Source organism: Saccharothrix texasensis (assembly GCF_003752005.1).
Classification (GTDB): domain Bacteria; phylum Actinomycetota; class Actinomycetes; order Mycobacteriales; family Pseudonocardiaceae; genus Actinosynnema; species Actinosynnema texasense.
The window spans coordinates 2,384,903-2,409,925 of the sequence record NZ_RJKM01000001.1; the positions used below are offsets into that span (position 1 = coordinate 2,384,903).

At 72.6% G+C, this 25,023-nt stretch carries 25 protein-coding genes; 11 read left to right on the forward strand and 14 right to left on the reverse strand.

Annotation, left to right across the window (positions count from 1 at the left end):
- The first annotated feature begins 139 nt into the window (after positions 1 to 139).
- The 7 genes from EDD40_RS09080 to EDD40_RS09110 all read left to right on the forward strand — a co-directional run bounded on the left by EDD40_RS09080 (position 140) and on the right by EDD40_RS09110 (position 6,201).
- Positions 140 to 418: a zinc-binding dehydrogenase gene (locus EDD40_RS09080; protein WP_123742503.1), complete on the forward strand. Its 279-nt coding sequence runs from the start codon at positions 140 to 142 to the stop codon at positions 416 to 418.
- An 8-nt stretch (positions 419 to 426) separates the two neighbouring features.
- On the forward strand, positions 427 to 1,983 hold the full coding sequence (locus EDD40_RS09085; RefSeq protein WP_123742504.1) for a hypothetical protein: 1,557 nt from the start codon (positions 427 to 429) through the stop codon (positions 1,981 to 1,983).
- A 22-nt stretch (positions 1,984 to 2,005) separates the two neighbouring features.
- Positions 2,006 to 3,109 (forward strand): hypothetical protein, encoded by a 1,104-nt coding sequence (locus EDD40_RS09090; RefSeq protein WP_123742505.1) that lies wholly within the window; start codon positions 2,006 to 2,008, stop codon positions 3,107 to 3,109.
- A gap of 123 nt (positions 3,110 to 3,232) precedes the next feature.
- Complete coding sequence (locus EDD40_RS09095) at positions 3,233 to 4,300, forward strand: aromatic ring-hydroxylating dioxygenase subunit alpha (protein WP_123742506.1); 1,068 nt, start codon at positions 3,233 to 3,235, stop codon at positions 4,298 to 4,300.
- Complete coding sequence (locus tag EDD40_RS09100) at positions 4,297 to 4,521, forward strand: hypothetical protein (protein WP_123742507.1); 225 nt, start codon at positions 4,297 to 4,299, stop codon at positions 4,519 to 4,521. The genes EDD40_RS09095 and EDD40_RS09100 overlap by 4 nt, the downstream gene beginning before the upstream one ends.
- A 3-nt stretch (positions 4,522 to 4,524) precedes the next feature.
- On the forward strand, positions 4,525 to 5,448 hold the full coding sequence (locus EDD40_RS09105; RefSeq protein WP_123742508.1) for a PDR/VanB family oxidoreductase: 924 nt from the start codon (positions 4,525 to 4,527) through the stop codon (positions 5,446 to 5,448).
- Positions 5,449 to 5,712: 264 nt separating this feature from the next.
- Positions 5,713 to 6,201, forward strand: a complete 489-nt coding sequence (locus EDD40_RS09110; protein ID WP_123742509.1) for a beta-class carbonic anhydrase — start codon at positions 5,713 to 5,715, stop codon at positions 6,199 to 6,201.
- On the opposite strand, the gene EDD40_RS09115 is transcribed toward EDD40_RS09110, so the two are convergent.
- Complete coding sequence (locus EDD40_RS09115; protein WP_123742510.1) at positions 6,198 to 7,064, reverse strand: hypothetical protein; 867 nt, start codon at positions 7,062 to 7,064, stop codon at positions 6,198 to 6,200. The genes EDD40_RS09110 and EDD40_RS09115 overlap by 4 nt on opposite strands.
- A gap of 297 nt (positions 7,065 to 7,361) precedes the next feature.
- Between EDD40_RS09115 and EDD40_RS09120 the strand changes: the two genes are divergently transcribed.
- Together EDD40_RS09120 and EDD40_RS40970 are read left to right on the forward strand one after the other, a co-directional pair.
- Positions 7,362 to 9,071, forward strand: a complete 1,710-nt coding sequence (locus tag EDD40_RS09120; RefSeq protein WP_123742511.1) for an IlvD/Edd family dehydratase — start codon at positions 7,362 to 7,364, stop codon at positions 9,069 to 9,071.
- A complete protein-coding gene (locus EDD40_RS40970; RefSeq protein WP_148088741.1) occupies positions 9,058 to 9,246 on the forward strand; it encodes a hypothetical protein in 189 nt (62 codons plus the stop codon). Before EDD40_RS09120 ends, EDD40_RS40970 begins: the two co-directional genes overlap by 14 nt.
- 138 nt (positions 9,247 to 9,384) lie before the next feature.
- Here the strand turns inward: EDD40_RS40970 and EDD40_RS09125 are convergent, their stop codons facing one another.
- The 3 genes from EDD40_RS09125 to EDD40_RS09135 form a co-directional block, all read right to left on the reverse strand.
- Positions 9,385 to 10,122, reverse strand: coding sequence for a thaumatin family protein (locus EDD40_RS09125; protein WP_123742512.1), 738 nt, complete (start codon positions 10,120 to 10,122; stop codon positions 9,385 to 9,387).
- Between the two features lie 18 nt (positions 10,123 to 10,140).
- A complete protein-coding gene (locus EDD40_RS09130; protein ID WP_123742513.1) occupies positions 10,141 to 10,941 on the reverse strand; it encodes a glycoside hydrolase family protein in 801 nt (266 codons plus the stop codon).
- Positions 10,942 to 11,294: 353 nt separating this feature from the next.
- Positions 11,295 to 11,966, reverse strand: coding sequence for a DsbA family oxidoreductase (locus EDD40_RS09135; RefSeq protein ID WP_201439805.1), 672 nt, complete (start codon positions 11,964 to 11,966; stop codon positions 11,295 to 11,297).
- A gap of 312 nt (positions 11,967 to 12,278) precedes the next feature.
- Between EDD40_RS09135 and EDD40_RS09140 the strand changes: the two genes are divergently transcribed.
- Positions 12,279 to 12,656, forward strand: coding sequence for a winged helix-turn-helix transcriptional regulator (locus EDD40_RS09140; protein WP_246037565.1), 378 nt, complete (start codon positions 12,279 to 12,281; stop codon positions 12,654 to 12,656).
- Positions 12,657 to 13,326: 670 nt separating this feature from the next.
- A complete protein-coding gene (locus tag EDD40_RS09145; RefSeq protein ID WP_123742515.1) occupies positions 13,327 to 14,787 on the forward strand; it encodes a DHA2 family efflux MFS transporter permease subunit in 1,461 nt (486 codons plus the stop codon).
- 99 nt (positions 14,788 to 14,886) lie between these two features.
- On the opposite strand, the gene EDD40_RS09150 is transcribed toward EDD40_RS09145, so the two are convergent.
- From EDD40_RS09150 to EDD40_RS09195, 10 genes are all read right to left on the reverse strand, one after another.
- A complete protein-coding gene (locus EDD40_RS09150; RefSeq protein ID WP_123742516.1) occupies positions 14,887 to 15,708 on the reverse strand; it encodes a class I SAM-dependent methyltransferase in 822 nt (273 codons plus the stop codon).
- Complete coding sequence (locus EDD40_RS09155) at positions 15,705 to 16,424, reverse strand: alpha/beta fold hydrolase (protein WP_236594863.1); 720 nt, start codon at positions 16,422 to 16,424, stop codon at positions 15,705 to 15,707. Before EDD40_RS09155 ends, EDD40_RS09150 begins: the two co-directional genes overlap by 4 nt.
- Entirely contained in the window at positions 16,421 to 17,023 is a 603-nt protein-coding gene (locus EDD40_RS09160) for a LysR substrate-binding domain-containing protein (protein WP_170185012.1), read from the reverse strand. Before EDD40_RS09160 ends, EDD40_RS09155 begins: the two co-directional genes overlap by 4 nt.
- A complete protein-coding gene (locus EDD40_RS09165; protein ID WP_123742518.1) occupies positions 17,016 to 17,717 on the reverse strand; it encodes a DUF6182 family protein in 702 nt (233 codons plus the stop codon). Before EDD40_RS09165 ends, EDD40_RS09160 begins: the two co-directional genes overlap by 8 nt.
- Complete coding sequence (locus EDD40_RS09170; protein ID WP_211348124.1) at positions 17,714 to 18,889, reverse strand: hypothetical protein; 1,176 nt, start codon at positions 18,887 to 18,889, stop codon at positions 17,714 to 17,716. Before EDD40_RS09170 ends, EDD40_RS09165 begins: the two co-directional genes overlap by 4 nt.
- 95 nt (positions 18,890 to 18,984) lie before the next feature.
- Positions 18,985 to 20,313 carry an NAD(P)/FAD-dependent oxidoreductase gene (locus EDD40_RS09175; protein WP_123742519.1) on the reverse strand — a complete coding sequence of 443 codons (1,329 nt, stop codon included), beginning with the start codon at positions 20,311 to 20,313 and terminating at the stop codon, positions 18,985 to 18,987.
- 3 nt (positions 20,314 to 20,316) lie between these two features.
- Positions 20,317 to 21,189 carry an SAM-dependent methyltransferase gene (locus EDD40_RS09180; protein ID WP_123742520.1) on the reverse strand — a complete coding sequence of 291 codons (873 nt, stop codon included), beginning with the start codon at positions 21,187 to 21,189 and terminating at the stop codon, positions 20,317 to 20,319.
- 6 nt (positions 21,190 to 21,195) lie between these two features.
- The gene (locus EDD40_RS09185; RefSeq protein WP_123742521.1) at positions 21,196 to 22,872 is read right to left on the reverse strand and encodes a GH3 family acyl-acid amido synthetase; all 1,677 of its coding nucleotides are present in this window, start codon (positions 22,870 to 22,872) and stop codon (positions 21,196 to 21,198) included.
- Positions 22,859 to 23,464, reverse strand: a complete 606-nt coding sequence (locus tag EDD40_RS09190; RefSeq protein WP_148088742.1) for a hypothetical protein — start codon at positions 23,462 to 23,464, stop codon at positions 22,859 to 22,861. Before EDD40_RS09190 ends, EDD40_RS09185 begins: the two co-directional genes overlap by 14 nt.
- A gap of 220 nt (positions 23,465 to 23,684) precedes the next feature.
- Complete coding sequence (locus tag EDD40_RS09195; RefSeq protein ID WP_123742523.1) at positions 23,685 to 24,908, reverse strand: cytochrome P450; 1,224 nt, start codon at positions 24,906 to 24,908, stop codon at positions 23,685 to 23,687.
- Between the last annotated feature and the right edge of the window lie 115 nt (positions 24,909 to 25,023).

Sequence of the window (25,023 nt, forward strand, 5' to 3'; positions counted from 1 at the left end):
CCAGTGCCGACGCTCCCGGCGGGACGGCCACCCACCCCGCACGCCACGGAGGCCCCGATGAAGGCGATCGTCCAGGACCGCTACGGCTCGTCCGACCGGTTACGACCGGAAGAGGTGGACAAACCGGCGCCGGCCCGGGTTGGCCGAGTCGGGCGCGGTGGTCCCGGTGATCGACCGGACCTACCCGTTGGCCGAGGCGCCGGCCGCCGTCCGGTACCTCGAGCTGGAGCACGCCCGGGCCGAGGTCGTCATCACCGTCGTCCAACCGGACCGACCCCCCCGACCCCGCCGGGGCACGACGTCGGCATTCACTCTTTCGAGTTGTCGAGGGGGTATTCCTTGTGATCACGGCAAGGCCCGGCGCAGCCTGAACCGGCGGGGAGACCGGGCAGCTCGCGAGGCGGCCACGTCCGGCTGAGGAGTGCGATGCCGCGGTTCAGACAGCGCCGTCGGGCCACGCAGTGGCGGGGGGACGTCGAGGCCCTCGACGTCAGGGCGCGCACCGCGCTGCGGCCCGCCACCCTCTACCGGTTCGTCGACGTCGGGGACGGCGGCGGGCCGAGGGAGATGTCCACGTCGGAGCGTGACGCGCTCGGCGACCCGATGGCGACGACCTTCTTCCACCGAGAGCGGTTCCCGGTGACCGTCGCGGAGGTCATGGCCGGGCTCGACCGGGCCGGTGTCGTGCCGGAGACCAGGTCGTACCTGGTCAGCGAGGCCGGGCAGCTCGACGCCGCGCCGGGGCTGGTGAAGGACTTCCGCTTCGCCGTCGTGCGCGGGCGCGGCCCGGACGCGGACCTGATGATCAGCACGAGCGCCACGGACTCCACCGTGGCCGCGTTCCTCCAGGTGGCGGCGTGGGACTACCGGGCACGCCGGTTCAACTTCTACACGCGGGTCGACGAGGCCTGGGTGTGGTCCGGCGACTCCTACACCGCGCTGCGGCCCGAGTCGCGCGGGCGGGCGTGCTTCGACAGCCACGTCAACGGCAGCGTGGTGATGAAGGAGCTGAAGCAGCCGTGGCTGCACTGGCACTCGATGAGCGCCGCGATCCACCTCGCGGCCGACGACCCGGTCCGGACGAGCCCGCTGTTCGCGTTCCTCACCAACGCGGAGGTCCTGGAGCCGACGATCCGGGCCTGCGTCGACCGGTGGACCACCGCCCGGCTCGACGAGGCCACCGCGTCGGGCACGATCGAGCACCCGGACTGGTTGCTGCGCCAGCTCTTCACCACCACCACGGTCAACCTCGCGAGCAGCACCACCGAGTACAGCAGCCTCGGCGACCGGCCGACCTTCGAGCCGCCGCTGGGTTTCTGGCTGCACAACGAGGCCCTGCTGGACGTCCTCGGGATACCGGCGGACTTCGGCATACCGGCCATGTCGGCGCCGCTCTACCTGGACCGCCTCGCGCACTACGGCCACCGGCTGACCGACGGGGACTTCTCGCGGCCGGGTGACACGTTCTTCGCGTTCGCGGTGCCCGAACCTGCGTTCGAGGACCTGCACGTGGTCGACCGGATGATCCAGACCGGCGTCCTGGACGCCCGGTTCGTCGCGTGCGCGCTGATGGTCGACTTCCAGAACCCGGTCTTCAGCGGGCGACGGGCGCGGCTGCTCGCGCACTGCCCGACCACGCCGGTGGCGGTGGGCGCCGGGCTGGCCGACCGGCTGGCGGCGGCGATCGTGGCGGCGGCGGGCGACGAGACCTCGCCCGAAGCCGAGTTCGCGGCGAACTGGGCGACGCCGGACTGGCCGGACCGCTTCGCCGAGCGGATCGGCGACTACCTGACGGCCGTCACCGCCCGCCTGGGCACCCCGGAGGGAACCGACGACTACGTCCGCCTGGCCGAGTCCCGCTGCCGGGAGTTCCGGCGCTCGAAGCTCGCGGAGTTCACCCTCACCGTGCCGCGGACCGCCATCCCCGACGACGCACCGCTGCTCGACATGGCGCCGGACGGCTCGGTCCGGCCGAAGACGTGACGCCACCGCGAAGGAGCCGACCATGCCACCGCTGCGCGCTTTCGACCCGCCCGGCAACCTGATCGACCTCGACGCGGAGGGCCGCGCGGCCTGGCACGCGTTCATCTCCGACACGACCGACCGGTCGATCGAGGGCAACACCGACCGCACGAACGACAGCCCCCGGGCCCAGTACTACAACCTCGCCAAGACGGCGACCGCCGACGACGCGGTGTTCCAGGACGTCACCTGGACCGCGTTCCCCCGCCAGGTGAAGGTGCGCGCCACCTCCGACCGGCAGCGCTGGACGGCCGCCGACCGGTCCCGCGACGTCCAGGACGAGTACTGCGAGTGGAGCGTCGTCCGCGACGGCGACGGCAAGATCACCAGGGTCACCTTCACCTGCGAGGGGCCGGAGTACTGGGAGGTGCTCGCCCGGACCGGCCCCGAGACCGTGCTGGCGCTGTACCGGGAGCACGTCGACGAGCGGGTGCGGGAGGCGGACCTCTTCGACGGCTCCGGCGCCTACATCAGGCGCAACCGGTGGAACGACGACACCGTCAACGGGGCCATGCACCTGGTCCAGGCCTCGAACACGCTGGGCGCCGAGATCGAGCTGTGCGCCGCCGCCAGCATCGTGCGCCGCGTCGACGGGAAGCTGCTCACCGACGAGCAGGAGCTGATCGCCTGCGGCGAGTACGGCGCGCCGCAGCGCAACAGCGACCCGCACATCGGCGGGGTGGTGAACTCCGTGGCGCGCCTCAAGGCGGACCTCGCGCTGAAGAACCCCGTCGGGCTGTACTTCGACGACCTGTCCGTGGCCGGCTGGGCGACCCCGGACGGCGCCGACCCGAAGACCTTCTGGACCTGCGTCCGGGGCGACGCCGAGCACCCGGTCCGGGCGGTGTTCGAGGTGCCCGCCGACGCCGGCTACGCGGTGGGCGACATCCGGATCCTCGGCCGGCCCGTCCTGTTCGGCGCGCAGATCGCGGACTTCGTCTCGATCAAGGCGACGGCGGTGGGGTGCCGGATCGGCCAGAGCACCGTCGAGCCGCTCACCGGCTGCGTGGCGCCGCTCGAGAACACCCGGCAGGCCGTCGGCGTCCTCGGCGGGCAGACGTCGTTCGCCGTGTCGCGACTGCTCTGACCGCCGGGGTGGCGCTCCCTCTCCGACCACCGCCGCACCCATGACGTTCGGCAGATTCTTGACGGCCGACAGCTTTGAGCCTAACTTCAGGGGGTCGGCTCGGAGCGGGGAGGGTGCGAAGCCATGACGTTCGCGCGTGACCAGTGGTACGTGGCGGCTTACGGCCACGAGATCGGCCGCGACCTGTTCGCCCGGACGATCCTGGGCGAGCCGCTGGTGTTCTACCGCAGCGAGGCGGGCGAGGTCGTGGCGCTGGCCGACCGGTGCGTGCACCGGCGCTACCCGCTGTCGGAGAGCAGGCTGGAGGGCGACACGATCGTCTGCGGCTACCACGGCTTCACCTACGACCGGGCCGGCGCCTGCGTGTCCGTGCCGGGGCAGGCCCGGGTGCCGCGCACCGCCCGGGTGGCGTCCTACCCGGTGGTGGAGCAGGACTCGTTCGTCTGGGTGTGGATCGGCGAGCGCGACCGGGCCGACCGGACGCCGATCCCCCGCGCCCCCTGGCTCGTCGACCCCGGCTACGCGACGGTGTGCGGGATGGAGCCCTTGGCGGCGCGGTACGAGCTGCTGGTGGACAACCTGATGGACCTGTCGCACGAGACGTACCTGCACGGCGGGTACATCGGCACGCCCGAGGTGGCCGACACGCCGACCACCACCGAGGTGGACGAGGACGACGGGATCATCTACGTCAGCCGGCACATGGCCGACGCCGCGTGCCCGCCGTTCTACGCGAAGTCCACCGGGATCGAAGGCCGGATCACCCGCTGGCAGGACATCGAGTACCACCCGCCGTGCCTGTACCTGCTGCACAGCCGGGTCGCGCCGGTCGGCGTGCTGCCCGAGGCCGACGGCTCGGACCCGCACGCCTTCCACGTCGAGGTCGTCTACGCCATCACCCCGGAGACCGAGCACAGCACGCACGACTTCTGGGCCGTGGCCAGGGACTTCGCGGTGGACGACCAGGAGGTGTCGGACTTCCTGCGGGAGAGCAACCGCACGGTGGTGCTCCAGGACGTCACCGCGCTGGACCTCCTGGAGCGGGTGATCCAGGCCGAGCCCGCGGGCTACCAGGAGCTGTCCATCAACATCGACACCGGCGGGCTGGCGGCGCGGCGCATCCTCAAGCGCATGGCGGCCGGCGACCGCGCGACGGCGGCCGGGGTGGGAACGACGGCGGCCGGGGCATGAGCGACCGGGTCGCCATGTTGCGCGGTGACACCGTCTACCGCGTCCACTGGATGCCGGGCGCCGACCTGCTGGTCGGCGTGTGCCACTGCGGAGCCGAGCGGGACTCCGAAGACCCCGTGCGGCTGTGGGACTGGCTGCTGGCCCATCCGGCGGGCCACGAACCGCCGGCCGCCGGGTCGTCGCCGGAGGTCGACCGGGCACCGGTCGGCGCCCGTGGCTGAGCGATGACCGGGCCGGAGCTCGACGTGCTGGTGCAGCGCAAGGAGGTCGTCGCCGACGGCGTCGTGCGGTTGACCCTGCGCCACGGCCGGGGCGAACCGCTGCCCGCCTGGGCACCGGGCGCGCACGTGGACCTCGTGCTCGCGCCGGACCTCGTGCGCCAGTACTCGCTGTGCGGTGACCCGGCCGACCGCTCGGCGTTGCAGGTGGCGGTGCTGCACGAGCCCGCCGGCCGCGGCGGGTCGCGGCACGTGCACTCGGTGCTCGCCGAGGGCGCGACGGTCCGCCTTCGCGGACCGCGCAACCACTTCCCGCTGGTGGCGGCGGAACGCTACCTGTTCGTCGCGGGCGGCATCGGCATCACGCCGATCGTGCCCATGCTCGCGGCGGCCACCGCTCGTGGCGCGTCCTGGCGGTTGCTGTACGGGGGGCGGACGCGGTCGTCCATGGCGTTCGCCGGGGAGCTGCGCGACCTCTACGGCGACCGGGTGGACGTGCGACCCCAGGACGAGACCGGGTTGCTGGACCTGGACGCGTTCCTGGTGGGGGACGCCGAGGTCTACTGCTGCGGACCCGAACCGCTGCTCGCCGCGGTGGAGCAGCGCTCGCCCGTTCGGCCGCACGTCGAGCGCTTCACGCCCAAGGCCGTCGACGGCGGGCGCGCGTCGTTCGAGGTCGACCTGGCGAGGTCGGGCCGGACGCTGGTCGTGCCGGCGGGCGAGTCGGTGCTGGACGTGGTGGAGCGGGCCGGGATCGCGGTGCTGTCCTCGTGCCGGGAGGGGACGTGCGGCACGTGCGAGACGGGCGTGCTCGAAGGAGTTCCGGACCACCGGGACTCCGTGCTGGACGCCGGGGAGCAAGCCGCCTGCGACGTGATGATGATCTGCGTGTCACGGTCGCACGGCCCGCGCCTGGTCCTCGACCTGTGACCCCAGCGCGGCGGTCAGCGCGGATGTGACCGGACCTCCCGTTTCACCTGGTGGGCGCTGTTGCGCAGGTCCGCACGCGTCGGTTGACTCGCACCCGTGCAGCAGCAGGAACTCGAGGCCTTCTGGCCGAGCAGGCGCGGACGCCTGTTCGACGAGGGCTGTCCGTAGGCCGTGCCCGGCGAGCACCGCCGGCCACGGCCTCCCCGCGCGTCGACCGCTCCGGTTGCCCGCGGAGCGGACCCACTCCAGACAGGATGCGCAGCCATGTCCGTCACGGACGAACTCCTGGCCAACAACGCCGCTTACGCCGAGCAGTTCAGCGGCCCGCTCCCCCTCCCGCCCGCCAAGCACGTCGCCGTCCTGGCGTGCATGGACGCGCGGATCGACGTCTACCGGGTGCTCGGCCTCAACGAGGGCGAGGCGCACGTGATCCGCAACGCGGGTGGCGTCGTCACCGAGGACGAGATCCGCTCGCTCGCCATCAGCCAGCGGCTGCTCGGCACGGTCGAGATCATCCTGATCCACCACACCGACTGCGGGATGCTGACGTTCACCGACGACGAGTTCAAGAAGGCCATCCAGGACGAGGTCGGCGTGAAGCCGTCCTGGGCCGCCGAGTCGTTCACCGACCTCGACACCGACGTGCGCCAGTCCGTCGCGCGGATCAGGAACAGCCCGTACGTCCCGGTGAAGGACTCGATCCGCGGCTTCGTGTTCGACGTCGCGACCGGGAAGCTCGACGAGGTCCTCTAGGCGACGGTGAACGTGAGCGCGGCGGTGTGCAGCTGCCCGCCGTGCCGGAACTCCAGGAACAGCCGGTGGTCGCCGGCCTCGCCGAACCACACGTCGAACGTCAGGGTTCCGCGCAGGACCGGGATGCCCACCATCTCCACCGGGTGCAGGTGGGTGGTGGACAGCTGCTCGGTGTGGAACGCGGTGATGTGCCCGTAGGCGCCGAGATGCGGTTCCAGCGACTCCACCGGGGCGCCGCCCGGCTCGCTGACGGCCAGCCGGATCTTCGCCGGGGCGCCGCGCGGCAGGGTGAGACCGCCCTGCACCACGACCCGGTAGCCGGAGTCGGTGGTGGTCTCCGTGCTCGGCGAGGGCAGCGCCGCCTTCGTCGCGTCGCCGGGGACCTCGAACGGCACGCCGAGCACGACCGGCTCGGGGTGGCGGGCCGTGCTGGGCGGGATGAACTCGGCGTACATGCGGAAGTGGCCGTCGCCGGGCAGTGAGACCGCCGTGCGCCAGGTGTCGCCGTCCGGCTCGGGGTGCACGTGCCGGTACACGCTGAGGTCGTCCCGAACGACGAAGAAGTGCAGCTGCTTGGTCATGTTGAGCTGGAACCCGGTGGCGGGCCGCTGGTCGGGGCCGATGATCCGGAACGCGACCGGCAGGTCCTCGCCGTGCCGGTCGGGCACCTCGACCGGCACGAGCCGGTACCCCTCGGACGAGTCCGACCGTCCCGCACCCGCCGCCGCGCTCGCCGCGGCAGCCGCCGGGTGGCCCTGGTGCGCCGGCAGGGCATCCTGCTGGAACACGATGATCGCCGTCACCACGAGGATCGCCACGGCCCCTCCGGCGATGGCCAGGTCGGCGATGCGTGATCTGCGCACGGTCGGTCCTCTCGACTCGGCGGACGCACCCGCGGCGGGACAGCGGAAGGCTGGACAACCTTACGGCTGAGCCGAACCGGAGCGGAGGTCGGCGCGGGACCGAAATGTGGCGAGTTCCTGCCAAACAAGACCCCGGTCACGACTTCCGCTCCGCCGGGCAACGCCCTGACCGGGGCGCGGTGGTGCACGGGCCGCGTCGCCCGACCAAGGGCGCTGTCGCTTCCACCGACATGTGATTACCGTTCATCGTGTTCCACGAGTCAGATCATCGTGTCGTCAGCCGGAAGGTGGTCGCACGTGACGCTCCGCAGCGCCCAGTGGTACGCGGGAGATCACCGCAACGCCTACATCCACCGCGCCTGGATGCGGCGGGGCGGGCCCGCGGACGCGTTCGACCGCCCCCAGATCGCCATCGCCAACACCGCCTCCGACCTCACGCCGTGCAACGCGCACCTCACCGAGGTCGCGCAGTCGGTGAAGAACGGCATCTACGAGGCGGGCGGCATCCCCCTGGAGCTGCCCGTGGTGTCGCTGGGCGAGACGCAGGTCCGCCCCACCGCGATGCTGTGGCGCAACATGGCCGCGATGGCCACGGAGGAGGTGCTGCGCGCCAACCCCGTCGACGGCGTCGTGCTGCTCGGCGGCTGCGACAAGACCATCCCGTCCCTGCTCATGGCCGCCGCGTCGGTCGACCTGCCCGCCGTGGTGGTGCCCGGCGGCCCGATGCTCACCGGCACCTTCCGCGGCGTGCCCCTCGGGTGCGGCACCGACGTGTGGCGGCTGTCGGAAGAAGTCCGGGCAGGCTCGCTGTCCAACGAGCAGTTCATCCGGTCGGAGTCGGCGATGATCCGCAGCCGGGGCCACTGCAACACCATGGGCACCGCCTCCACCATGGCGCTGGTCGCCGAAGCCCTGGGCACCGTCGTCCCCGGCGTCGCGGGCACCCCCGCCCCGGACAGCCGCCTGCTCGAGGCCGCCCACCGCACCGGTGGGCTGGCCGTGGAGCTGGTCACCGCCGACCGCCGCCCCGGCACGTTCCTCACCAAGGCGTCGTTCCACAACGCCATCGTCACCCTCGCCGCCATCGGCGGCTCCACCAACGCGGTGGTCCACCTGCTGGCCATCGCCGGCCGCCTCGGCGTCGACCTGACGCTGGACGACTTCGACCGCATCGGCTCGGGAGTGCCCGTGCTGGTCGACCTCCAGCCCGCCGGCCGGTTCCTCATGGACGACTTCCACCGCGCCGGCGGCCTGCTCGCCGTGTTGCGCGAGGTCCGCGACCTGCTCGACCCCGACGCGCGGACCGTGACGGGCAGGCCGCTCGTGGACTACCTGGACGACGCGCCGATCTGGGACCCGGAAGTCATCCGCACCCGCACGTCGCCGCTGCTCGACCACGGGGGCATCGCCGTGCTGCGCGGCAACCTCGCCCCACGAGGAGCGCTGATCAAACCCGCCGCCGCCTCTCCCCACCTGCTCAAGCACCGCGGCCGGGCCGTCGTCTTCGACTCCGTCGAGGACTTCCACGCCCGCGTCGACGACCCGGACCTGGACGTCGACGCCGACTCCGTCCTCGTGCTGCGGGGCTGCGGACCCAAGGGCTACCCCGGCATGCCCGAGGTCGCCAACATGCCGCTGCCCAAGAAGCTGCTCGAACGAGGTGTGCGCGACATGGTCCGCGTCTGCGACGGCCGCATGTCCGGCACCGCCTACGGCACCGTCGTCCTGCACGTCGCACCCGAGGCCGCCGCCGGCGGGCCACTCGCCCTCGTCCGCACCGGCGACGTGATCAACCTCGACGTCGAGGCGCGCCGCATCGACGTCGAGGTGCCCGACGAGGAGTGGGCCGCCCGCACCCCGAACGACGCCACGACCGCCGGGTACGCCAATCCCCGTCGAGGATGGGAACGCCTCTACGTCGACCACGTGCTCCAGGCCGACACCGGCGCCGACCTCGACTTCCTCCTCGGCTCCAGCGGATCGCAGGTCAGCCGTGACTCGCACTGACCTGCCCTCCCCCGATCAGCGCGGTCGGCGGGAAGGGGTCGTCCGGGTCCGGGGAGCTGACCATCAGGTAGTAGCCGTCCTGCGGGTGCCGGCGGCGATGGCGGTGGACCGCGCGGGCATGCACGACACCGCCATCGAGGGGTTCGGGTTCCAGGCGAGCGTGTGGGTGGCGTAGTGGGTCGCGCGCCCCTGCGCATGGGCCGTCCCCGGCGCCATCACCCCGGCTCTGCCGACGATCCGGCGTCCGGGCGGCCTGTTCCCCCTCTCGGATCCGGCACCCGTGGGACCGGTGGGAGGTGTGACCGGTGCGGGTTCAGGCGACCGGGTGGAAGGTGACCGTGAAGCCGGTGCACTGGCGGCACTGGCGGACGACCTGGTTGCCCGGCTCGGTGTCGTGGCGCGACCAGGCGTAGGCCTTCGGGCAGCGGGACGACAGGGCGTCGCTGTAGGCGGTGCGGGCGTCGCGGTCCGGGTTGGTGCACAGCATCGGCCTGCCGTCGGCCCATCGGGTCAGGTTCTCCGGCGGGCAGTGCGGCAGCAGGTCCTCCGGGCAGCCGACCGCGGTGCACTCGGCGGAGCCCGGCGGGGTGACGCCGTCGCGGGCCTCGATGGTGATCGGCAGCGAGAACGCGTTGACGTAGCTGACGTCGTACCAGGGCGCGAGCCAGTCACCGCGGTCGAAGTTGAACTCCGCCAGGCCGACCGGCCGCTCACCGGTGGTGCAGCGGTCCGCGAGCGGGCCGCAGTCACCGACCTGGCAGTGGAACGTGCTGCCTGGCGTGCCGGTGCAGTCCTGGCGGGCGAAGAACGTGCCGCGCCAGTGGTTCGGCGAACCCGACTCCGGGATGGTGACCGTCGCCGACTGGCCGTTCCGCAACACCGGCAGACCGGTCAGGGCGCGGGAGCCGTCGGCGTTCACCGTGCTGCCGACCCAGATGGTGCGTCCGGACCGGTTGACCAGGGTGACCGTGTGGTCGGCCGCCGCCGAGACGGGCGTGACGGCGGCCAGCGCGGCGATCACGGCGATCACCGCGGCCAGGACCCCGCGCATCGGCTCCTCCAGGAAGGCTCAGGTGACGGACCGGTAGGCCACGCCGGTCGCGTTCGGCGTGGTCCCGTCGTACAGACCGGTGGGCGTGGTGCGGGTCGACAGCGAGAACCACGCGAACCGCTCCACGAACGACAAGCCGTTGAGCATCGCGCCGGAGCGCTGCGCGAAGTCCGACTGCCGGGCCTGGTCCGGGTACCGGGGCTGCGGGCCGGTGAAGTCGATCAGGCCGTACTCGGTGACCCAGATCGGCTTGCGGTAGCGGTCGTGCACCGCTTGCACGTAGCTCTGCAGGTGCCCGGTGGCCGCGGTCGAGAAGTCGCTGCCGTACCAGTGCAGCGGGATGAAGTCGACCCGGTACCCGCGGGCGGCGGCGCCGCTCATGAACCGGTCCAGCCAGCCGCCCGCCCGGTCGCCGCCGAACGCGACGGCGGGCGCGCCGAGCCGCATCCCGGTGGCCTGCAACCGCGGCCACAGCGACAGCGCCTGCTCGACCGTCAGGTTCGCCTGCCCGGCCATGTCCGGCTCGTTGAACCCCAGCAGGGTCGAGCCGAGTGACCTGGCACGGTTGAGGTCGGTGTCGTTCACCGCGCCCGCGCCCCAGATCATCGGCACGAACTCGATCCCGGCGGGGGTGGTGACGCCCCGGGTGTCGGACGCCCACGTGTAGTACCAACCGGCCCGCACGTCGGCGAGAGCGGCGGTCACGCCCGGGTGGTTGTTGACGCTCACGCCCTTCTTGCTCGCGACCGCCGCGGCCGGGGAGGTGAGCAGCCCGACGGCGGTGAGCACCGCCAGGGCGAGGGCGAGCCGTCGTCGCATGCACCTGCCTCCTGCGTGGTCCCGGCCGCGACCGCGAACGTGAGAGCGCTTCCACCCAGCCTGGGGGTGGTGCGGACCGCCGTCAATCGACCGGCCGGGCTACCGACGGCCCGAGACACCCCGCCCGGCCGAGGAAGCCCGCCGGGACGCGGTCGCCCGCCTCCGGCTCAGCCCTCCTGTCGGCGGGCCGGGACGCGAGGGCTGCCCGTGGACGCGGATCGCGCACCGATCAGCCCTCCGCGCCGCGCCCGCCCGCATGGGTGGAACGACCTCTGCCCGGGTGCGGCACCCGGCGCTCGTGGCAGCCAGGCGCCGCACCCGGGCGGCACGGGTCGGTGCGGGCGATTCGCCCGTTACCTCACACCCGTGGACGTGTGCGGTTCATAAGCCTTGTGGAGCGTGGACAGGAAGGTCTCCACCGGCTGGGCGCCGGAGACCGCGTACCGACCGTCGAAGACGACGAACGGCACACCGGTCGCACCGATCCGCGAGGCCTCGGCCTCGTCCCGCCTGACGTCCTCCGCGTGGGCGTCGCTGGTCGCCACCCGCTGGGCGTCGGCTTCCGGCACGCCGACCTCCACCGCGATGCGGGTCAGCACTTCGGGGTCGTTGATCGCCTCCCCGGTGACCAGCCGAGCGCTGAACAGCCGCTCGTGCATCTCGTCCCCGATCCCGTGCGCCATGGCCAGGTGGGCGAACCGGTGCGCGTCGAACGTGTTGACCGAGAGCGTGTTGTCGTAGTCGAAGGCCAACCCGTCACCGGCCGCGACCTTGGTGACGTTGCGGGTCAACGCCTTGGCCCGCTCGACGGTCCCGGTGAGCTTCTCGGCCAGGTACTCGTGGTCGGGCTGGCGGGTGCCCTTCGGGATGCGGGCGTTGAGCTCGAAGCTGCGCCACACGACCTCGACGTCGTCAGCGTGCTCGAACCGCGCCAACGCCCCTTCCAGCCTCCGCTTGCCGATGTAGCACCACGGGCAGGCGAAGTCGGACCAGACGTCGAGGCGCAGGGACTGGTTGCCGCTCACAGGCACCCCCCGCCCACCGAGCAGCACGAGCCGGACTCGCTGCCCAGCATCACCAGGCGATGGGGCTGCGCGTGCTCGGCGGATGCCTCGGCCGTTGTGCCGACCGGCGGTGGTTCCGCACCCGCGTCGTAGTCTGCTGTGGTTTCCACTCCAGTTGGCGCGGTCATCGACCCTCTCCTAGTTACTTCTTGTTAGCGACCCCATCTTGCGACACGATCGACATGACGGACAGGAGGCACATTGATGTCAGTAGGGCACACCGCTGTTCGCGGGCCGGTTTGCGTCAAGGACCAGGAGTGCCCCGTCCGAGAGGTGCTCGACCGCGTCGGCGACAAGTGGAGCGTGCTGGTCGTCATGCTGCTGAGCGAACGGCCGCACCGCTTCAGCGAGCTCAACCGGGCCATCGACACCATCAGCCAGCGGATGCTGACCTTCACCCTGCGCGCACTGGTGCGCGACGGGCTGGTCAGCCGCACGGCCTACCCGACGGTCCCGCAGAAGGTGGAGTACGCGCTCACCGACCTGGGCCGAACGCTGCTCGGCCCCATCCGCGTGCTGGACGAGTGGGCGGGCGAGCACCTCGACGCCATCCGAGCCTCCCGCAGGCGCCACGACCAGGCGGTGATCGACGAACTGGACGACCTGCCGGGCCAGGCGGTCGGGCCGGCGTCGGAGCTGCCGGCTCGCTGAAGCGAGGGTCCGGTCGATCCGCGACCGGGCCGGAAGCGGCACGAGCGGCGGCCTGTCGCAGCTCCCACCGGGTGAGACCCGGCAACTCCCCTGAGTGCCAGGGGCTCAACGAAGATCCACATCACCGGCGCGGACGCCACCCCCGCCCGCCGGTCCACAGTCGACGGTCACCGGCACCGCACGCCTCGACGTGCCCACCGACCCGGCGGGGCGAGCTCCGCCGGGTCGCCGCGTTCCAGGACCCCCGTCGGAGCGCCTCCCGACACCGGAACGCACCGGTTCCGCCGTCCCCCCGGCAGGCGTGACCTCCCGGTCCGGCGAGCCAGTGGCCCACGTCCGTCGCACTTGGCGTTCCCACAGGTCAGAACCGGTTGACCGCGCTCGCGCGGCGCGCTGGGATGCACCGTTGAGGTACGTCAAATCTCGTACTTTGACAACTCTCGTATGATGAGAGCTGTCGTATTAACGGCGACGGACACGCCGACGATCGGAGCCCACTCCTCAGCGCCATCGACGCAGTGCCCTGCCCGGGCGTCGTACGGGAAAGGTCGGTGCTCGTGAGCGCCTGGAACGGGACGTGGTGGTCGTAGCGCCGTTCCACCAGCCGGCACCAGCACCAGCACCAGCGTTTCGGAAGCCTCACGGAAAGCCAGACCTCAGGAGGGGTCTCATGACGACAGCAGCTGCACCGGCCAAGAAGGCCGGCTTCGCGATGTTCCTGCTCGCGTTCTCCCAGTTCATCATCACCGTCGACTACAACATCGTGTACGTCGCGTTGCCGGACATCGGTACGGCCCTCGGTTTCTCCGAGCAGTACTTGCAGTGGGTCGTCTCGGCGTACGCGGTGTCGTTCGGCGGTCTGCTCCTGTTCGGCGGTCGCGCGGTCGACCGCATCGGTGCCCGGCGGCTGCTGATGATCGGCCTGTCCCTGTACGCCATCGCCTCGGTGCTGGGCGGTTTCGCGCCCAACCAGGCGCTGCTGATCGCGGCCCGCCTGATCCAGGGCATCGGCGGCGCACTGCTCTTCCCGGCGGTCCTGGCCCTGATCGCCACCTCCTTCAAGGAGGGCGCCGAGCGCAACAAGGCGTTCGCGATGTGGGGCATGACCGGTTCGCTCGGCCTCGCGGCGGGCGCGCTGCTCGGCGGTGTGCTGACCGACTTGGCCTCCTGGCGCTGGGTCTTCCTCATCAACGTCCCGCTTGCGCTGATCATCCTGATCCCCGCCCCGAAGGTCCTGCGCCCGGACGGCCCGGCGTCGGGTCACAGCTTCGACATCCCGGGCGCGCTGCTCGCCACGGTCGGTGTCACCGCCCTGGTCACCGCCCTGGTCACCGGTCCGGACCTGGGTTGGGGCACGACCATCCCGCTGGCCGCGCTGATCATCGCGGTCGTCCTGCTGGCGGCGTTCTTCCTCACCGAGGCCAAGAGCCGCGACCCGCTGATGCCGCTGCGCCTGTTCAAGAACCGGCCGCTGGTGATCTCGATGTCCGTGCTGCTGGTGTTCCAGACCGCCCTGGCGGGCGGCTACTACGTGTTCACCACGTACCTCCAGCCGGTCCTGGGCTACTCGGCGATGCAGGCGGGCCTCGCCTTCCTGCCGCTGACGCTGCTGTCGATGATCGGTTCGGGCAAGCTGGCCCCGACGTTCATGGGCAAGTACGGCATGCGCGTCACGCTGTTCACCGGTATGATCATCAACGGTCTGGGCATCGGCCTCACGGCCGTGGTGATGAGCGTGGACGGTTCGTTCTACGCGCTGCTGCCGGGTTCCGTGCTGTGGGGCATCGGCGGTGGCCTCGTGTTCGTCTCCGTGTTCGCGTCGGCCGGTTCCGGCGTGGCCCCGGAGGAGCAGGGCGTGGCGGGCGCGATGGCGTCGACGTCGCAGCAGATCGGTGGCGCGGTCGGCTTGGCCGTCCTGGTCGCGATCGCGAACTCCGCGTTCGTCGGCAACTACGCGGACGCCAACAAGGCGGACCTGGTCGTCGGCACCCGGCTGGCGGGCCTCATCGCCGCGGGTCTGCTGATCGTCGGCGGTTTCCTCGCGCTGGCGATCAAGAAGCAGCCGGCGGCCGCCGCGCCCAAGGCGGCCGAGACCGACACCGACGCGGACGCGCAGCCCGCCGTCGGCTGACGTAGCAGACCACCCCATCCGGGGATCTCCACAGGGGAAGCGAGGGCCGCGACGTCCCAGGGTCGCGGTCCTCGCGCTTGTGCTCGTCCGCGGTGATGGCTACCGCGGGACCCTGCCCACGGCGAGCACGGCCCCTTCCGCGATGTAGGCGTCGGGCGCGTTCAACGGGTTGCGCCGGTCCCCGACGTCCAGGAACGGCGTCCAGTGCGGGTCGTCGCCCGCCTGCGCGGCGAGGCTCGCGCAGGACCGCGTGTAGAACTCCCGCTCCGCCGCGGTGAACGGCGCGAAGTGCTCGGAGATGCGCGTCTGTTGCCACACGTCGGAGAATCCGGCCTCCTTCAGGAACAGGTGCAGGTCCCTGGTGCGCAACAGGTTGTGCGCGTATCCCGAGTGGAGCGCGGCGCGGCGGAAGAAGTCGGTGACCAGGAACCGCGGTCCCGGGTGGACCGTGATCGCCGACGCGTCCAGGTCCTTCACCGCCACGAGGCCGCCGGGTTTCACGACCCGGCGCAGCTCCGCCAACGCGGTGCGCAACTGCTCGTCATCCAGGTACTGCACGGTGTTCGCGCACCACGCCGCGTCGAACTCGTCGTCCGGGAACGGGAGCGCCAGCAGGTCGCCCTGCCACGCGTCGGCCAGCGTCGGCCACCGCTCGCGGATCAGCGCCACGTTCTCCGCGGCGAGGTCCAGCGCGGTCAGTCGACCGCCCGGACCGACCAGCCCGGCCAGGTGGGGCAGGAACCGACCACCGCCGCTGCCCGCGTCCAGCACGTGCTGACCGGGCCGGAAACCCGCCGCGCGCACCAGTTCCAGGTAGGTCGGCAGGCACGCGTCGAAGTGCGCGTCGACGATGTCCGCGCGGGTGAACGCCAATCCGGTCGAGGTGGGGAACCCCCACTGGGCGTGATCGGCGGCGGTCATGAGTCCTCCCGTTGGTCCAGCAGCGACGCCAGGGCCTTGTCCACGACCTCGGGGGCTTCCAGCGGCAGCAGGTGGCCCGCGTCCGGCACGACCTCCAGCGCACCGCGCGGCAGGGTCGCGGCCATCGCGCGGGCGTCGTCCAGAGGCACGAGCGCGTCCTCCGCACCCGCGAGCACCACCGCCGGGCCGGTGTACGCGGCGAGCACGTCGAACGAGGCGGTCCGCGCCGCGATGGCCCGTTGCGCCCACGCCACGTCCGCAGGTGCGATGGAGCGCACCATCTCGTCGACGCGCCCCCGCAGGTCCGGTCGGCGGCGCCGGGTGCCGGCGCCGAGCAACAGCGGCGCGGTCGCGTCGACGAGCGCGGGCCCGAGCGCCGGATCGGTGACGCGCTCGGCGAACCCCAGCCGCCGCGCCCGCTCCTCGTCGGTGTCCGCGGCCGCCCGGGTGCCGATCAGACCCAACCCGCGCACGCGGTCGGGGTGGCGGCGGAGGAACGCCATCGCCGCGTACCCGCCGAACGAGCAACCCACGAGCACCGCGCGATCCTCGCCGCGGTCGTCGAGCAGCCGCGCCAGACCGTCCACGACGGTGTCCAGGGACGGTTCACCCGTGCCCAGCCGGTACAGGTCGGGCGTGAGCACGGGGTGCCCGGTCAACGTCCCGGCCCACATGCGAGCGTCGGCCGCCAGGGCGTGCAGCAGCACGACGGTCACGACGCCACCAAGCCTTCGGCCGCCCGGACCAGGCGCCGCACGCGCTGCGGCGCGGTCGGCAGCCACACGAGGTTGATCACGGCCGGCCGCAGGTCGCGCACCGGCACGAGCGTGACGGTCGGCGGTGCGACGTGCGCGATGGACTGCACGGTCAGGTGCACCGCCGCCCCCGAGGCCACGGTCCGCATCAGCGCCGGCACCGCCGTGAACGGGTGCCCGCGGGTGATCGGCCGCCCGCCGGGCGTCACCGGCGGCACGAGCTGGTCCCACACCTCGGCGGGCATGAACCCCGGCCGGTCGAAGCACGGGAACGCCGCGACCTCCTCCACCGACACCGACTCGCGCCCCGCCAGCGGGTGGTCGAGCGCGACCACCACCGCCCGCGGGTCCAGCCCGATCGGCTCGCTGTAGACCAGGTCCGGTTCGCGGTGGTCGAACTTGGACACCATCACGTCCACCCGCCCGCGCCGCAACGGCGTGAACGGGTCGCCCACGTCGTACTCGACGAACTCGACCCGCCCCGGGTCGTACCCATCCGCGCGCACGGCGGCGTGCGGCAACTCCAGCGAACCGTGGTAGCCGAACCTCAGGTCAGGCACCACTCACCTCCTCGGTCAGCGCCATCAGGGCGTGCAGCCTGCCGGGCGAGGCCGGATCGACGCCCACGCGCAGGGCGTCGAACGGGCCGGTCACCCCGATCAGCCGCGGCACCCGTCGCACCGTCAGCCGGTCCCCGGGTGCGAGCACACCGTCGAACACCGCTTCCACCAGCAGGTGGTTGAGGTGCACCATCGCCCTCGCCACGGGCATCGCGCCCGCCACGTGCAGCACCCGGCGACGTCCGGGCGGTCCCGGCAGGTCGATCACCACGTCGCCGGGGACGTCGAGCTCGCGCTCGCCGACGAACGCCCGCAGGAGCTGCCGCAGCGGCAGGTGGGCGTCGGCCGGCGCGAGGTCGGTCCACGCGAGCCGGCCCGCCACGTGCTTGAAGGCGAACCGGTCGGTCAGGCGCGCCGGGTTCCCGGCCAGGAACAGCGTCTTGGTGAACGACCGGCGCCAGGCGTCCACATCGGACAGGGAGGCCGCGAACGCCACCGTGCCGCGCACCCATTCGACGAGGTCGAACCCGCCGACGACCGCGACCACGGCGGTGTCGCTGACGGCGGCGATCTCCGCCTCCACCGCGCTCAAGCCGTCCACGGTGGACAGGTCGCGCCAGGCTGCGAGGTCGGGGCGGGCGCGGGCGATCCGCCGCACCACGTGGTCGTGCAGCAGGGCCTGGGTGACGGTCACGCGAACACCGCCTCGAGCAGTTCCCGCGACGGCGGGGGGCCGTGCCGGCCGAGCAGTCCTGTCGTCAGGCGGTAGGCGTCCACGTGCTCGCGGGTCTCGCCCCTCACGCCGCGCAGACCGGACAGCAGGTCCAGGACGCGGTCCCAGCCGACGTCCTCGGCGGTGTCGAGCAACTTCCGGGCCCGGGTGAGGTTGCGGTCCAGCAGGTCCACGCGGAACGAGTCGTGGTCTCCGGGCCCCAGGACGCCGACGAAGTACAGCCTCATGCCGAGCTTGAGCGCGGCCGGGTCGTGGCGCGGGGCGAACCGCTCCAGCAGGTCTCGCGCGCTGGTGCCCTGCCAACCGCCGTGGCGGGCGGAGGCGATGGTGCCGTCGACCGGGACCCGGCCCAGCGGCACGCGGTGCACCGGCCGCCCGCCGGTCCGCGCCAGGACCCGCTGCAGCAGCAGGTAGTCCGGCTCCAGGCCGCGGTCGTAGAGCAACACGGTCTCGTCGTGCTCGGTGACCAGCGGGAGCAGGTCCCGCAGTGCGCAGGCGAGGTAGTTCGGGCGGCCGTCCGCGGCGACGATCTGCCGCAGCGGGAGGCCGTCACGCGTGGCGTCGACGAACACCGGGCCGCCGTTGGGGCGCAGGTCCAGGCACAGGTCCGCCTCGTGGAGGCGGTCGATCGCCTCGTCCAGGGTCAGCGCGGGCGGTTGGTGCTCGGTCAGGCCGCCCGGGTCGCGCAACCCCAGCCTGCGGTACTGGTCCGCCCGCAGCTCCAGCAGCCGCGTGCTGGCCGGGTGCACCCAGCCGTGGCGTTCGATGGCGTCCAGGTAGGGCAGGCAGGCCGAGAACGGCGCGCGTTCGCCGTTGGTTCGGTACCGCACGTACAGCCTGCCGATCTCGTCCTCCGACAGGCACGAGTAGTCCACATCGCCGACCGTGCGGTCCAGGTACTCCCAGAACCCCGCGGTCTGCTCGCACGGATCGAACACGGTGTGGCTGCTGCGGTGCGTGACGTCCGCGAGCGGCTCGGTGGCGCGCTGCACGACGTCCGTCCAGAACAACCCCTTGAGGTGACTCGGGGTCAACGGCTTGGTCGGTGTGATGGTGACCGGCGCCAGCAACACCCTGCGGCGGCCGGCCGGAGCGCGGTCAGCGGTGGTCCGGGCCACTTCCAGCGTGGTCACGCGTTCCTCACTCCCCTTCGACGGCGGTGCTCCCCGCGGCCCGGCGGCCCTCGCCGGTCCGGTACCGCGGCTCGGACTTCGGCACGCGCCCTCCCTCAAGGCGCGACCAGGGCGACCAGCTCGTCCCGGCTCGGCAGGCCGGGAGTGGACGCGGGTGGTCCTTCGGAGAGCAGGTCGCGCAGCCGTTGACCGAACCGCGGTTCGGTCAACGCCTCCGGCGGTGTCAGGCCCATCAGCACGCGGGTCAGGGTGTGCCACACCCCGACGTCACGACCGGCCACCGCACCGGCCAGCCGCACCGGTGTCGGCGCGCGGTCCACCGGCGCGCCGGCGGCCTCCCACCGCGCGACCCGGTCCGCGCTCTCCAGGCACGCCTGGCGGAACCACCCGCCGTGCAGCTCTTCCGCCAACGCCACCTGCGCGGTCGTCGAGTGCACCGCCTCGGGCAGGCGGAAGCCGTGCGCCAACGCCAGGGACACGCCCCGGCCGAGGATCGGGTCCGTCACACAGGCGGCATCACCCACCGGCACCAGCCCCGCCAGCGGCGAACCGCGGCGCGCGAGGGCGTGGAACGCGTTGGGCGGGCACGTCATCGCCCGCACACCGGTCAACGGCTCCGCGTCGTGCATCCACTCGCGGATCCACGGTGTCGCTCGGGCCAGCGCGTCGATCGCCTCCGGTGCCAGCAAGCCGCGCGCGACCTCGTCACCGGGCAGCACGCCGAACGCGACGGAGAACGTCCCGTTGTCGCCCGGGTGGAGGACCCCGGCGTAGTGGTCGGCGAGCACGCCCGCCGCGTTGCCCCGGTTCAGCGGGCCCGGCGGCCCCGAACGCCGGTAGTACCGGACGAAGGCGCTGGTCGCGGTCGGCTCGGTGGCGTCGACGGGCAGCTCGTACCCCAGCTCGCGAAGCCAGCGGCGACCCAGCGCCCGCCGGCCCGTGGCGTCCACGACGACATCCGCGGGCACCACCGCCCCCGATTCCAGCCGCACGCCCGCGACCCGCCCGCCGTAGGTCAGCAGGCCGGACACCGTCGTCCCGTAACGCAGGTCGACGCGTTCGGCGGCGTACCGGTGCAGCACCACGTCGAACGTGGACCGGCGGCACGCCAGCGCCACCAGCTCCGGATCCTCGATCCCCGGCGCCGCGCGCGTGAGGTCCAGCAGCGACGCGCCCGCGTCGAGCAGCGCCCGCAACAGGGCCGGGGCATGGGCGCGCATCGTCGCGACCGCCGCGGAGGTGAGCGTGTGCGCCTGGCGGGTCTGCGGTGACAACGGCCGGTCCCACGCCGTCCCCGCCGCGGCGGGTGGACCCGGCGGCGGGGCCGGGTCGCGATCCAGCACGAGGACGGGGTGCCCGGCGCCCGACAACGCCAGGGCCGACGCCAGGCCCGCCGGCCCGGCGCCCGCGATGACGACGTCCACCGGCTACTTCCGCACGCCGCGGACGAAGAACACGCGGCGCACGTCCGCCACGTCGCGCGGTGGCACCGGGTCGGGCCAGCGGCCGAAGTCCGCCCCGGGCTCGCCCGGCTGGTGGGCGACGGCGTCCACGCCGTGCCGCGCGAACAGCGACTCCGGCTCGTCGGAGCCGAACAGCCACGGGCAGCCCCAGCCCGCGAACAGGTCCAGCAGGCCCCGCATGCTCGGCAGGGTCAGCGCGGCGGCGTTGACCAGGTCGGCGGCGATCACGCTGCCCGGCGCGGTCACCCCGCGCACCCGCTCCAGCACGTGGTGCACGTCGTCCTCGGGGAGGTAGTACAGCAGCCCCTCCAGCAGCCACGTGGACGGCGCCGCGGGGTCGTAGCCGGCCGCGGCCAGCTCGTCCTCCCAGTCGTCGCGCAGGTCCACCGCGACCGTGGTGCGGTCCACGTGCGGTGTCGCGCCGATGTCGCGCAGGACGGCTTCCTTGAGCGCCACCACGGGCGGGCGGTCGATCTCGAACACCCGCACCCCTGCCGGCCAGTCCAGTCGGAACGGCCGCGTGTCCATTCCCGCCGGTGCGATCACCACCTGCCGCCCCTCGGGCGTGCGGGCGGCCTCGGACAGCAGGTCGTCGAAGAACCGGGTGCGGATGGCGTTGTAGTCGGGCGTGCTGGGCAGCGTGCGCGCGGCGTCGACCGGGAACGTCGTCGCCCGCAGCTCGGCCAGCAGGCCCGGTCCGACCGCACCCGCGAGCACCTCCGCGAACGGGTCCTCGTACAGCCGGTCGGGTCGACGCGTCTCGGCGGCGCGGAGCGCGGCGGTCAGCAGCGCGGTCCGCTCCACGGAGTCCAGCAGGCTGCCGGTGTCGGTGGTCATGTGGTGTCAGTCCTCCCCCTCGCGCGCGCCGACCAGCCGTTCCCAGTCGGCTTGGTCCTGGCGGAACAGCTTGTCCTTGACCTGTGCGGGCCGGGTGCCTTCGGCCACCCGCCTGTGCCAGTCCCGCTGGAACGCGTCGGCGTCCAGGAGCGTGAGCTCCGGTCCGGCCAGTCGGCCCTGCACCCGGGCGGAGTCGTAGCCGGCGGACCGGGCGCGCAACGCGGCGTCCAGGCGTTCACCGATCCGAGTGGTCTCGTCCCCGCTCCACGGCGTGTACGGGGCGAGCGCGAACTCGTAGCGCCGGGTGGCGCCGGCGACCCGGCACGACGCGTTGCGCACCTCCAGGCCGGATTCGGCCAGGGCCGTGGACAACGCGCCCACCACGTGCGACTCGCGCAGCCGCTCCCCCACCGCGTCGCTGGGTGTGGCCCGGCCCGCGTACTCGACCCGCGCGACGCCGCCGAGTCGGTCCACCACCCGGACCACGTCGCCGCCCGCGTACCGGTACATACCGCCGACGTGGCTGTAGACGACCTGGTACTCCCCACCCGGCTCCAGCTCGTGCGCCTGCAGGGTCTCGGCGCCGGCGCCGATGGGCAGGTCCGCGGGCACGAACTCGTACACCGAAGCCGTGACGACGAGGCTGCCGGCGCGGGGGTGGCGGTCCAGCGTCACGGCGGTCGGGCCTTCGGACGCGGCCACAGGTGCCGGCAGCACGTCCACACCGATGCCGTAGTCCTCCCGCAGGCGCGGGAGGTACAGGGACGCGACGCCGCCCGTCCAGCAGAACACCACGCGCAGGTTGGGCCACACGTGGGCCGGGCGGACCGGCGAGAAACGCCGGGCCAGGGCCTCCAGCTCGGCCGCGCGGGCCGGATCGGGGTCGGCGACCGCCCGGCCGCCCACCGTGCCGTCGCGGATCTCGCGCACGATGCGCTCCCACCACAGCGTGAGCTGGTAGGGCAGTGCCGCGACCGCCGCCGGGTTGATCCCGATCACGCACCGCAGGTCAGCCTCGACCGCCAGCCGCAGGCGCAGGTACGCCTTCTCCAGGTGGTCGTCCGCCGCGACCTCCACCGGCAGCGCCGCCCACCGCGCGGACGTCCCGGGTTCGGCCGACAGCGGCTCGCCGAACGCCGCGCCGAAGTCCACCTGGCTCGCGCCCAGGTGCGGGCGGCCGTCCCCGGTCAGCTTCGGCACCGGCAGCGGGTCCTGCTTGAGGTTGAGCACCGCGTCCGCGCCCACGACATCGGGGTGGTGCTCGACCATCGACGCCCAGGCCGCGTAGAAGAACGGGAAGAAGCTCGTGCGCATGAACCTCGGCGTCACCGGCACCTTCTTGTGCGCCCCGGTGCTGCCGCTGCTGGTGAAGTACACGACGGGGTCGTCCGCGGTGAGGACGTTGCGCTCGCCGGCGGCCATCCGCTCGATCCACGGCTCCAGCCCGTCGTACCCGTGCACGGGTACGGCGCGGCGGTACTCGTCGAGCGTGCGGATGCGGCCGAAGCCGTGCTCGCGGCCGAACGCCGTGCCGGCGTTGAAGTCCAGCAGGTCGTGCAGCACCCGCTGCTGCCACGCCCGCGCCTCGCCCAGGGCGCGGGTCAGCACGTCACGCTCGTGGAAGACCCGTTTCCGGTAGTCACCCACGTGCGCGGCGCTCCAGCCCCGTTCAGGCGAACTCACGCCGCACCGCCTCCCGGACCCGCGCCACGGTCGCGTCGAGGTCCGACTCGGGCAGGTGCTCGACCGGCAGGTGCCCCGATTCCTCTTCGAGGAGGGCCCGCAGGTCGGTCTGGAACAGCGCGAACGCGTCGCGGTCGACGTGCTCGCCGTGGAACTCGAGCTGGTTCGCCGCCGCGCCCCGGGAACTGCGCTCCCAGGCCGTCATCGGGTCGACGTCGAGGAAGAGCGCCCGGCTCGGCTGCGGGAACCCGCGCCACCAGCCGAACACCGCCGGGTCCGCGTCGATCAGGCGGCACTTGGCGAGGATCTTGTAGTAGTAGGAGTCCACGACGACCGGGTCCCCCGACCCGCCGGTGGGCAACTGGTCCCGCAGGTGCACCACGGCCGTCTGCAGCAGGCTCGCCACCACGTCGGCGGAGTGGTGTTTGCCCAGGCCGGGCAGCGTTTCGTCGAACAGGACCGACTTCAACCCGCGCAGCGCGTCGTGCTCGGGCGCGAGGAACTGGTCGTCCACGGACACCAGCCGCCAGCCTGGCTCGTGCCGGGCCAGCTCACGCATCACCGCTGACTTCCCGGCGTAATCGGTACCCACCAGAACCAGGAAACCGGGGTCACCCAAGATGCTTCCTTCCGTTGCGGGACAGAGATCGATCCACCGTGGCGAGCACGGGAGGGTTCGCCGACCGGCGGCGACGCGCCGACAGTCCGACCAGGACCGCGAGGCGGGCGCACAGCTCCGGAACGGCGCGCGAACAGCACTGGAGGGCCGGCCGGGGCGCGGGATCCGGCCGGCCCTCCAGTGGCCGGGGGCCTCAGCCGAAGCGCAGCGGCAGCTCGTTCGGGCCGGTGATGCCCATCGCCGGGCGCCACGTCACCTCGCCCGCCACGTTCGGCGGAGGCAGGCGGCGCGCCAGCGCGGGCAGCGCCTCGGCCAGTTCGAGGCGGGCCAGCGGCGCGCCCAGGCAGTAGTGCGGGCCGCCGCCGAACTGGAGCACGGCGTTCTGGCGCGGCACCCGGATGTCGAACACGTCGCCGCCCGGGAACGCCCTCGGGTCGCGGTGGGCGGCCTGCACGCCGATCATGAACAGGAACCCGCCGGGCAGCGTCTCGCCCTTGAACTCGTAGTCGTCCGGGGTGAACCGGTAGACGGCGTTGGACGACGGCACCCAGCGCATGACCTCCTCGACGGCCTGCGCGGTCAGCTCCGGGTTCTCGCCGAGCAGCTTCCACTGGTCCTGGTGCTGGGAGAAGGTGTGCACCGCGTTGCCGAGTTGGAGCCGGGTGGTGTCGTGCGCGGCGAACACCATCGTCACCACGAGGTTGCGCAGCTCCGCCTTGGTCGCGGTCTGCTCGGCCTTCCGCACCGAGACCAGCGCCGAGATCAGGTCGTCGGTCGGGTTGGCCTCCTTGTCGGCCATCAGCTGGTCGACGTAGCCGTACAGCCCCTTGACCGCCGCTTCGACCTTCGCCGGGATGTCTCCGCCCGCGGCGAGGCTGAACACCAGGCCGATGTCGGAGCTCCACTGCCGGAACGTCGGGAAGTCCGCGGCGGGCACGCCCAGCAGGTCGGTCATCACGGCCAGCGGCACCTGGTCGGCGAAGGCCTCGATGAACTCGACCTCCCCGGCCTCGGCGAGCTCGTCCGCCAGGTGCTCGGCGCGCTGCTTGATCAGCGGGCGGAGGCCCTCGATCATGCGCGGGGTGAACGCCTTGTTCACCAGGCTCCGCAACCGGCGGTGCTCCGCGCCGTCGTGGTTGACCATCGCGGGCACGAACCAGTCGTAGGTGAAGGTGTCCTCGGCGATGCCGTTCTGCTCCATGAAGCCCTTGCCGTTGTGCGTCATCCGCGCGTCGCGGACCAGCTCCTGGGCTTCGGCGTAGCGCAGCACGAGGCGCGCGCCCAGCGGGGTGTCGGCGTACCAGTGCCGCTCCTGGGCCTGGGCGACCTCGGGTGAGTCGAACCGGAAGTCCGGGTCGACGACGTTGAGGAACGGGGCCTCGCCGGCCACCGGGACGGGAGGGGTTTCGGTCGACATGCCTTACCTCTCTGTTGACGCTCGACGGGCCTCGGAGCTGGCGGGGCTGACTCCGTTCGGACGAAGGTGACCTGACTCTCATACGAGAGGCATCGTAATACGAGGAATGTCGAAT

Excerpts from the sequence above, each read along its gene's own strand:
- EDD40_RS09085 (WP_123742504.1), top strand. The coding sequence starts at position 427 with ATGCCGCGGTTCAGACAGCGCCGTCGGGCCACGCAGTGGCGGGGGGAC.
- EDD40_RS09090 (WP_123742505.1), top strand. The coding sequence starts at position 2,006 with ATGCCACCGCTGCGCGCTTTCGACCCGCCCGGCAACCTGATCGACCTC.
- EDD40_RS09095 (WP_123742506.1), top strand. The coding sequence starts at position 3,233 with ATGACGTTCGCGCGTGACCAGTGGTACGTGGCGGCTTACGGCCACGAG.
- EDD40_RS09100 (WP_123742507.1), top strand. The coding sequence starts at position 4,297 with ATGAGCGACCGGGTCGCCATGTTGCGCGGTGACACCGTCTACCGCGTC.
- EDD40_RS09105 (WP_123742508.1), top strand. The coding sequence starts at position 4,525 with ATGACCGGGCCGGAGCTCGACGTGCTGGTGCAGCGCAAGGAGGTCGTC.
- EDD40_RS09110 (WP_123742509.1), top strand. The coding sequence starts at position 5,713 with ATGTCCGTCACGGACGAACTCCTGGCCAACAACGCCGCTTACGCCGAG.
- EDD40_RS09125 (WP_123742512.1), bottom strand. The coding sequence starts at position 10,122 with ATGCGCGGGGTCCTGGCCGCGGTGATCGCCGTGATCGCCGCGCTGGCC.
- EDD40_RS09130 (WP_123742513.1), bottom strand. The coding sequence starts at position 10,941 with ATGCGACGACGGCTCGCCCTCGCCCTGGCGGTGCTCACCGCCGTCGGG.
- EDD40_RS09145 (WP_123742515.1), top strand. The coding sequence starts at position 13,327 with ATGACGACAGCAGCTGCACCGGCCAAGAAGGCCGGCTTCGCGATGTTC.
- EDD40_RS09150 (WP_123742516.1), bottom strand. The coding sequence starts at position 15,708 with ATGACCGCCGCCGATCACGCCCAGTGGGGGTTCCCCACCTCGACCGGA.
- EDD40_RS09180 (WP_123742520.1), bottom strand. The coding sequence starts at position 21,189 with ATGACCACCGACACCGGCAGCCTGCTGGACTCCGTGGAGCGGACCGCG.
- EDD40_RS09195 (WP_123742523.1), bottom strand. The coding sequence starts at position 24,908 with ATGTCGACCGAAACCCCTCCCGTCCCGGTGGCCGGCGAGGCCCCGTTC.